The 10,000-nt window shown below is 35.9% G+C and carries 6 protein-coding genes and 1 pseudogene (1 of these 7 cut by a window edge); 6 read left to right on the plus strand and 1 reads right to left on the minus strand.

The features are described 5' to 3' along the window. The 6 genes from dnaA to gyrA all read left to right on the plus strand — a co-directional run bounded on the left by dnaA (position 1) and on the right by gyrA (position 8,660). Entirely contained in the window at positions 1-1,341 is a 1,341-nt protein-coding gene (dnaA, locus tag BGI23_RS00005) for a chromosomal replication initiator protein DnaA (protein WP_000428025.1), read from the plus strand. A gap of 178 nt (positions 1,342-1,519) precedes the next feature. Beyond that, the gene (gene dnaN, locus BGI23_RS00010) at positions 1,520-2,659 is read left to right on the plus strand and encodes a DNA polymerase III subunit beta (RefSeq protein ID WP_001212896.1); all 1,140 of its coding nucleotides are present in this window, start codon (positions 1,520-1,522) and stop codon (positions 2,657-2,659) included. A gap of 127 nt (positions 2,660-2,786) precedes the next feature. After that, positions 2,787-2,999, plus strand: a complete 213-nt coding sequence (yaaA, locus tag BGI23_RS00015; protein ID WP_000821367.1) for a S4 domain-containing protein YaaA — start codon at positions 2,787-2,789, stop codon at positions 2,997-2,999. A gap of 12 nt (positions 3,000-3,011) precedes the next feature. Next, positions 3,012-4,139, plus strand: coding sequence for a DNA replication/repair protein RecF (gene recF / locus BGI23_RS00020; protein WP_000470750.1), 1,128 nt, complete (start codon positions 3,012-3,014; stop codon positions 4,137-4,139). A gap of 38 nt (positions 4,140-4,177) precedes the next feature. Further along, entirely contained in the window at positions 4,178-6,100 is a 1,923-nt protein-coding gene (gene gyrB, locus BGI23_RS00025) for a DNA topoisomerase (ATP-hydrolyzing) subunit B (RefSeq protein WP_000435991.1), read from the plus strand. Between the two features lie 88 nt (positions 6,101-6,188). After that, positions 6,189-8,660 (plus strand): DNA gyrase subunit A, encoded by a 2,472-nt coding sequence (gyrA, locus tag BGI23_RS00030; protein ID WP_001282850.1) that lies wholly within the window; start codon positions 6,189-6,191, stop codon positions 8,658-8,660. Between the two features lie 112 nt (positions 8,661-8,772). Here gyrA and BGI23_RS26835 read toward each other — a convergent pair. Then, positions 8,773-10,000, minus strand: a pseudogene (locus BGI23_RS26835) (IS1182 family transposase) (its annotated part continues 142 nt past the right edge of the window); the annotation flags it as partial.

The following is a 10,000-nucleotide window of genomic DNA, read 5'->3' on the forward strand; positions in this document are numbered from 1 at the left end:
TTGGAAAACATCTCTGATTTATGGAACAGCGCCTTAAAAGAACTAGAAAAAAAGGTCAGTAAACCAAGTTATGAAACATGGTTAAAATCAACGACCGCACATAATTTAAAGAAAGATGTATTAACAATTACGGCTCCAAATGAATTCGCCCGCGATTGGCTAGAATCTCATTATTCAGAGCTAATTTCAGAAACACTTTATGATTTAACAGGGGCAAAATTAGCTATTCGCTTTATTATTCCCCAAAGTCAAGCTGAAGAGGAGATCGATCTTCCTCCTTCTAAACCGAATTCAGCACAAGATGATTCTAATCATTTACCACAGAGTATGCTAAATCCAAAATATACGTTTGATACGTTTGTTATTGGCTCTGGTAACCGTTTTGCTCACGCTGCTTCATTGGCCGTAGCCGAAGCGCCAGCTAAAGCATATAATCCCCTCTTTATTTATGGGGGAGTTGGACTTGGAAAGACCCATTTAATGCATGCAATTGGTCATTATGTAATTGAACATAACCCAAATGCCAAAGTTGTATATTTATCATCAGAAAAATTTACAAATGAATTCATTAATTCTATTCGTGATAATAAAGCTGTCGATTTTCGTAATAAATACCGCAATGTGGATGTTTTATTGATAGATGATATTCAATTTTTAGCGGGAAAAGAACAAACTCAAGAAGAGTTTTTCCATACATTCAATGCATTACACGAAGAAAGTAAACAAATTGTAATTTCCAGTGATCGGCCACCAAAAGAAATTCCAACTTTAGAAGATCGTCTTCGTTCTCGCTTTGAATGGGGACTCATTACGGATATTACGCCACCAGATTTAGAAACGCGGATTGCAATTTTGCGCAAAAAGGCAAAGGCTGAAGGACTTGATATACCAAATGAGGTCATGCTTTATATTGCAAATCAAATCGATTCAAATATTCGTGAACTAGAAGGTGCACTCATCCGAGTTGTAGCTTATTCATCTTTAATTAACAAAGATATTAATGCTGATTTAGCAGCCGAAGCACTTAAAGATATTATTCCAAATTCTAAACCAAAAATTATCTCCATTTATGATATTCAAAAAGCTGTAGGAGATGTTTATCAAGTAAAATTGGAAGATTTCAAGGCGAAAAAGCGAACGAAATCAGTTGCCTTCCCTCGCCAAATTGCAATGTATTTATCACGTGAACTGACAGACTCCTCCTTACCTAAAATAGGTGAAGAATTCGGTGGACGTGATCATACAACAGTTATCCATGCTCATGAAAAAATTTCTAAGCTACTTAAGACGGATACGCAATTACAAAAGCAAGTTGAAGAAATTAACGATATTTTAAAGTAGTAGCTGAATAGTGTGAATAACTTTCCTTGTTTTACGCACAGTCTATCCACATGTAGATAGACTGTTTTTACATCCTTTAACAGGGTTATCCACATATCCACAAGCCCTATTACTATTACTACTATTTTTTATCTTTATTAATTAAATAAAATCTTATACTTACCGGAGGTTTTTCTTTATGCGTTTTACAATACAAAAAGACTATCTTGTAAGAAGTGTACAAGATGTAATGAAGGCTGTTTCTTCTCGTACAACAATTCCGATCCTTACGGGGATTAAAGTTGTCGCTACGGAAGAAGGAGTTACATTAACAGGAAGCGATGCTGATATTTCAATTGAATCTTTCATTCCAGTTGAAGAGAATGGAAAAGAAATCGTAGAAGTGAATCAATCAGGAAGTATTGTTTTACAGGCTAAATATTTTAGTGAAATTGTAAAGAAGTTGCCTAAAGAAACTGTAGAAATTTCTGTGGAAAATCATTTGATGACAAAAATAACTTCTGGAAAATCAGAGTTTAATTTAAATGGTTTAGATTCTGCAGAATATCCATTGTTACCACAAATTGAAGAACATCATGTTTTTAAGATTCCAACGGATTTACTTAAACATATGATTAGACAAACTGTATTTGCAGTTTCCACTTCTGAAACAAGACCAATCTTGACAGGTGTAAACTGGAAGGTATATAACAGCGAACTAACTGGCATTGCTACAGATAGTCACAGACTAGCTCTTCGAAAAGCAAAAATCGAAGGCATTGCAGATGAGTTCCAAGCAAATGTTGTTATTCCAGGAAAAAGTTTAAATGAATTAAGCAAAATTCTAGATGAGTCTGAAGAAATGGTAGATATCGTTATTACGGAGTATCAAGTATTATTCCGTACAAAACATTTATTATTCTTCTCAAGATTGTTAGAAGGAAATTACCCTGATACAACTCGCTTAATTCCAGCGGAGAGCAAAACAGATATTTTTGTAAATACAAAAGAATTTTTACAAGCAATTGATCGTGCATCTCTTTTAGCAAGAGATGGTCGTAATAATGTTGTAAAATTATCAACTTTAGAGCAAGCAATGCTAGAAATTTCCTCGAATTCACCAGAAATCGGAAAAGTAGTAGAAGAAGTTCAATGTGAAAAAGTAGATGGAGAAGAGTTAAAAATATCTTTTAGTGCAAAATATATGATGGATGCACTAAAAGCATTAGATAGTACTGAAATTAAGATTAGCTTTACTGGAGCAATGAGACCATTCTTAATTCGTACAGTAAATGATGAATCCATTATTCAATTAATTTTACCGGTTCGTACTTACTAAGTAAGAAATAAGGGTTGCTAGTTTTCAGATGCTAGTAGCCCTTATTTGATTTTTGGGTATTACTTTCCTAATGCTAGTTTATTTAGTACAATGAAAGAATGAACACTTTCAGAAAGTGAGCGATTTTATGAAACGTATTAAAATTTCAACAGAGTATATTACACTAGGGCAATTTTTAAAGTTAGCCGATGTAATTGATACAGGTGGCGCTGTAAAATGGTTTTTACAAGAATATGAAGTGTACGTGAATCAAGAACTTGAAAATAGAAGAGGTCGCAAACTATATGCGAACGATATTATTGAAATTCCAGGAAGCGGAAGTTTCCAAGTTCAGTCATAAAGGGGGAGCCCTTTGTTTATTTCAGAAATACAATTAAAAAACTATCGCAATTATGAAAAGTTAGAGCTTTCCTTTGAAGATAAGGTAAATGTAATTATCGGCGAGAATGCGCAAGGGAAAACGAATTTGATGGAAGCTATTTATGTTTTAGCGATGGCGAAATCTCATAGAACCTCTAATGATCGCGAGCTTATCCGTTGGGATGAAGATTTCGGTCAAATTAAAGGAAAGCTACAAAAGAGAAATAGTTCTTTGTCTTTGGAATTAAATATCTCGAAAAAAGGTAAAAAGGCAAAATTAAATCAACTTGAACAACAAAAACTGAGTCAATATATTGGCGTGATGAATGTTGTCATGTTTGCCCCAGAAGATTTAAATCTTGTAAAAGGAAGCCCTCAAGTAAGAAGACGCTTTTTAGATATGGAATTAGGCCAAATAGCTCCGGTCTATTTGTATGAATTGAGTCAATATCAAAAGGTGCTCACACAACGAAATCACTTGCTAAAAAAGATGCAAGGGAATAGTAAGAATGAGGAAACGATGTTGGATGTATTTACACTTCAACTTATTGAGCATGGTACAAAAATTTTGCAAAAACGCTTTGAATTTTTGCATTTACTACAAGAATGGGCAGCTCCAATTCATCGTGGTATAAGCCGTGGGTTAGAAGAATTAGAAATTGTTTATAAACCGAGTGTAGATGTATCAGAATCAATGGATTTGTCGAAAATAAAAGAAGTATACTATGAAAGTTTTCAATCCGTGAAACAACGTGAAATTTTCCGTGGTACGACTTTAATTGGTCCTCATCGTGATGATTTACAATTCTTCGTTAATAGTAAAAATGTTCAAGTCTTTGGTTCGCAAGGACAACAACGAACGACCGCACTGTCCCTAAAATTAGCTGAAATTGAATTGATTTACTCAGAAGTTAAAGAATATCCGATTCTTCTATTGGATGATGTATTATCAGAATTAGATGATTATCGTCAATCGCATCTGTTAAATACAATTCAAGGAAAAGTGCAAACATTTGTGACAACGACGAGTGTCGACGGAATTGAACACGAAACATTAAAAGAAGCGAAAACAATTCATGTAACGAACGGCACGGTAGATTGTGAAATAGATAGGGCGTAATCCCTGTTTAAATGGAAAAGTAGGTGATCTTTGTGTCAATGGAACAAAAGCAAATGCAAGAAAATTCATATGATGAAAGTCAAATACAGGTACTTGAAGGGCTAGAAGCAGTTCGAAAACGCCCTGGTATGTATATTGGATCTACAAGCGGAAAAGGACTTCACCATCTTGTATGGGAAATCGTCGATAATAGTATTGATGAGGCACTTGCAGGGTACTGTGATGAAATTAACGTTAGTATCGAAGAAGATAATAGTATTCGTGTAACGGATAATGGACGTGGTATTCCAGTTGGTATACAAGAAAAAATGGGACGTCCTGCTGTAGAAGTTATTATGACCGTTCTTCATGCTGGTGGTAAGTTTGGCGGCGGCGGTTATAAAGTTTCTGGTGGTTTGCATGGTGTTGGGGCATCTGTAGTAAATGCCCTATCAACAGAACTAGAGGTATTTGTACATCGTGAAGGTAAAATCCATTATCAAAAATACGAAAGAGGTATTCCGGTTGCGGATTTAAAAGTCATTGGTGACACAGATCAAACAGGAACGATAACTCGATTTAAACCAGATCCAGAAATTTTTCAGGAAACAACAGTATACGAATTTGATACGCTCGCAACTCGTATGCGTGAATTAGCATTTTTAAATCGTAATATTAAATTAACAATTGAAGATAAACGTGAACATAAGCAAAAGAAAGAATTCCATTATGAAGGTGGAATTAAATCATACGTCGAGCATTTAAATCGCTCAAAACAACCAATCCATGAAGAACCTGTATACGTAGAAGGATCAAAAGATGGTATTCAAGTTGAGGTTTCCTTACAGTATAACGAAGGATATACAAATAATATCTACTCATTTACGAATAACATTCATACGTATGAAGGTGGAACACATGAAGTAGGGTTTAAAACAGCTTTAACTCGTGTGATTAACGATTATGGACGTAAAAATAGTATTTTAAAAGATGCAGACAGTAACTTAACGGGTGAGGATGTTCGTGAAGGTTTAACTGCAATTGTATCAATTAAACATCCAAACCCACAATTTGAAGGACAAACGAAGACGAAACTTGGGAATAGTGAAGCAAGAACGATTACAGAGTCTGTGTTTTCAGAGGCATTTGAAAAGTTCTTACTAGAAAACCCGAATGTTGCACGAAAAATCGTAGAAAAAGGTACGATGGCAGCACGTGCACGTGTTGCAGCGAAAAAAGCACGTGAATTGACACGCCGCAAGAGCGCATTAGAAGTTTCAAGTTTACCTGGTAAATTAGCAGATTGCTCTTCGAAAGATCCAGCAATTAGTGAAATTTACATTGTAGAGGGTGACTCTGCCGGTGGATCAGCAAAACAAGGGCGTGATCGTCACTTCCAAGCGATTTTACCGCTAAAAGGTAAAATTATTAACGTTGAAAAAGCAAGATTGGATAAAATTTTATCTAACGATGAAGTGCGTACAATTATTACTGCAATTGGTACGAACATTGGCGGCGATTTTGATATCGAGAAAGCTCGTTATCATAAAGTTATTATTATGACGGATGCCGACGTAGATGGTGCGCATATTCGTACCCTATTATTAACGTTCTTCTATCGTTATATGCGTCAAATTATTGAACACGGTTATATCTATATTGCACAGCCACCGTTGTTTAAAATACAACAAGGTAAAAAAATTCAATATGCTTATAATGAAAAAGAGCTTGAAAAGATTTTAGCTGAATTACCAGCTCAACCTAAACCTGGTATCCAACGTTACAAAGGTTTAGGAGAAATGAACCCAACCCAGCTTTGGGAAACAACAATGGACCCAGAAGTGCGTTCATTACTCCAAGTTTCCCTTCAAGATGCAATTGAAGCAGATGAAACATTTGAAATTTTAATGGGGGATAAAGTAGAGCCACGTCGTAACTTTATCCAAGAAAATGCAAAATACGTGAAAAACCTTGATATTTAAATGAGTAATGACAGGAATCTGAGTATTCCTGTCTTCTACATATAAATCAATGTATGTGTAACGGAAATGTAAGAGGAGGTGCTCGTTGATGTCAGACAATCAACAACAAGCACGAATTCGAGAAATTAATATTAGTCATGAAATGCGTACCTCATTTTTAGATTACGCAATGAGTGTTATCGTATCTCGTGCATTACCAGATGTTCGTGATGGATTAAAACCTGTGCATCGTAGGGTTTTATATGCGATGAATGATTTAGGAATTACAGCTGATAAAGCGTATAAGAAATCAGCACGTATTGTTGGTGAAGTAATCGGTAAGTATCACCCTCATGGTGATTCAGCTGTTTATGAAACAATGGTACGTATGGCGCAAGATTTCAGTCAACGTTATATGCTTGTTGATGGGCATGGTAACTTTGGATCTGTCGATGGAGATTCAGCGGCAGCAATGCGTTATACAGAAGCAAGAATGTCTAAAATCTCTATGGAATTAATACGTGATATTTCAAAAAATACGATTGATTATCAAGATAACTACGATGGTTCTGAAAGAGAGCCGATTGTATTACCAGCGCGCTTTCCTAATTTACTAGTAAATGGTACGACAGGTATTGCAGTTGGTATGGCAACGAATATTCCGCCCCATCAACTTGGCGAAGTAATTGATGGCGTATTGGCATTAAGTCATAATCCTGATATTACTATTGCAGAATTAATGGAGTGCATTCCAGGACCAGATTTCCCGACGGCAGGTTTAATTTTAGGAAGAAGTGGTATTCGTAGAGCTTATGAAACAGGACGCGGTTCTATTATACTTCGTGCTAAAGTTGAAATTGAAGAGAAGTCAAATGGCAAACAATCTATTATCGTAACGGAACTACCTTATCAAGTAAATAAGGCGCGATTAATTGAAAAAATTGCAGAATTAGTTCGCGATAAGAAAATTGAAGGTATTACAGATTTACGTGATGAATCAGATCGAAATGGTATGCGTATTGTTATGGAAGTACGTCGTGATGCCAATGCTAATGTATTATTAAACAACTTATATAAACATACAGCACTTCAAACAAGTTTCGGTATTAACATGCTGTCTCTTGTAAATGGAGAGCCACAAGTGCTGAACTTAAAACAAAATTTATATCATTACTTGGAACATCAAAAGGTAGTAATTCGTAGACGTACAGCTTATGAACTAGAAAAAGCAGAAGCGCGTGCTCATATTTTAGAAGGATTACGAATTGCCTTAGATCATCTGGATGAAGTTATTACATTAATTCGTAGTTCGAAAACAGCGGAAATTGCAAAGCAAGGTTTAATGGAACGTTTCGGCTTAAGTGAAAAACAAGCGCAAGCTATTTTAGATATGCGTTTGCAACGTTTAACAGGTTTAGAACGCGAAAAGATTGAACAAGAATATCAGGACTTAATGAAGTTAATCGCTGAATTAAAAGCAATCTTAGCAGATGAAGAAAAGGTTCTTGAGATTATTCGTGAAGAATTAACGGAAGTAAAAGAGCGCTTCAATGATAAGAGACGCACAGAAATTACAATTGGTGGTATGGAGTCTATTGAAGATGAAGACTTGATTCCAGAACAAAATATCGCCATTACGTTAACTCATAATGGTTATATTAAGAGGTTACCAGCTTCCACGTATAAAACACAGAACCGTGGTGGACGTGGTGTGCAAGGAATGGGGACAAATGATGATGATTTCGTAGAGCATTTATTAACTACTTCTACGCATGATCATATTCTATTCTTCACTAATAAGGGGAAAGTATACCGTACGAAAGGATATGAAATCCCAGAGTATAGTCGTACAGCGAAAGGTATACCTATTATTAACCTATTAGGTGTAGATAAGGGTGAATGGATTAACGCCATTATTCCAATTCGTGAATTTGGTGACGATGAATTCTTATTCTTCACAACAAAACAAGGTATCTCTAAGAGAACACCACTTTCATCATTTGCAAATATCCGTACGAATGGCTTAATTGCAATCTCTCTTCGTGAAGAGGATGAAGTAATATCTGTACGTTTAACATCTGGTGATAAGGATATTATTGTAGGAACAAGCAATGGTATGTTAATTCGTTTTAACGAGCAAGATGTGCGTTCTATGGGACGTAACGCGGCTGGTGTAAAAGCAATTACATTAGGTGAAGAAGATCAAGTTGTAGGTATGGAAATTGTCGAAGAGGATGTAAATGTTTTAATTGTAACGAAAAATGGTTATGGAAAACGTACGCCGATTGATGAATACCGTCTACAAAGCCGTGGTGGTAAAGGTCTGAAGACTTGTAATATTACAGATAAAAACGGGAAATTAGTAGCTGTTAAATCTGTAACAGGTGATGAAGATATTATGTTAATTACAGCAGCGGGTGTTATTATTCGTATGCCAGTTGATCAAATCTCTCAAATGGGACGTAATACACAAGGTGTTCGTCTAATTCGATTAGAGGATGAGCAAGAGGTAGCGACAGTAGCAAAAGCACAAAAAGATGATGAGGAAGAAACGAGCGAAGAGGTTTCTTCAGAAGAATAAGAGGGGAGATATCTCCCCTCAGAGTGTTGGGAAACCCTTTAGGGGTTCCCAACACTCTGATATCTTTTTTGATTTTAGTGACAGAAAACAATATAAAATAATAGAATTTAGAAAAATAGCCCGCCACTAACCCCTTTTTGGTTAGATGGAGGGCTATTTTTTTCATGTTTTGGCAAGCGGCGGTGAGGTAAGCTTGCATTTGGACAGACTTCAGCCCTCGAAACCGGGCATAGCGGTAGCCATGTAGTTCTTTGGCATCCGCAAAGCTTCGCTCTATAGTTGAACAGCGTACTTTATACAGTTTTTTCCCTGTAGCTGTTAGTTTGTTTTTTCTAGCGATATCTTTATATTTCTCCCATATATGATGAGTGATAACTTTTTGTTTTTGTTTCTTTGAAAAGCATACTTCACGTATTGGACAAACAACGCAGTCTTCTGGATTCGATTTATATTGACGATATCCTTCGCGATCCGTTGTCGCATATTCTAAAATACATCCCATCGGACAAGCAAATGCATTCATTTCTGCTACATATTTAAACTGGCTTTTCGGTACTTCCTTATTTCTCTTTCCAAATCGGCGATACCCCATCACCATAAATATATTTCTTTCTGATAACTTCTTACAGATATAACCTGTAAAATAGCCCGCATCAAGAGCGACAGCTTCCACGTTGAATCCAAATTTATCAATTTGAGCTTGCAGGCGTGCTAAATACGGCTCGGAATCTGCCATATTTCCAGCCGTTACATAAGTATCTGTAATAATATTGTACTTCGCATCGGTTGTACGATGATCCAAAAAATGAAAACCATTTGGTTTTCCATCTCTCATTAAAAATCCACTATCTGGATCCGTTGTACTTATACGAGTTTTTTTGGTAGGGGTATCACTTTCCTTTCTAGGTTTTAATTCTTTTTTCCGTGTACCTCACGATCTTCGATTACCGCAGCTTCTAGTTCATCTATATAAAACTTTGGTTTTTCTTTTTTATATTTATGTACAAATTTATTTTTATTGGCATTGGCCTTAATATGCGTAGAATCTGTCATCAACGCACGTCCTCCCACCATACGGTGCCCTGTCGCTTGATTCACAATCTCATCAAATATTTCTTCAAAAATATTTGTATGAATAAAACGGGTACGGCGATTCCAACTAATTGTAGAATGATCTGGAATGGTATCTGATAGAGAAAACCCTAAAAACCAACGGTAGGCAATATTCGTTTTAATCTCCTTTTCCAATTGACGTTCAGAACGAATACCGTAAAAATATCCAATAAACATCATCTTAAATAAAACAATAGGATGTATAGAAGGACGTCCATTGTTTTCAC

Source organism: Bacillus sp. ABP14 (assembly GCF_001831375.1).
Classification (GTDB): Bacteria; Bacillota; Bacilli; order Bacillales; family Bacillaceae_G; genus Bacillus_A; species Bacillus_A paranthracis.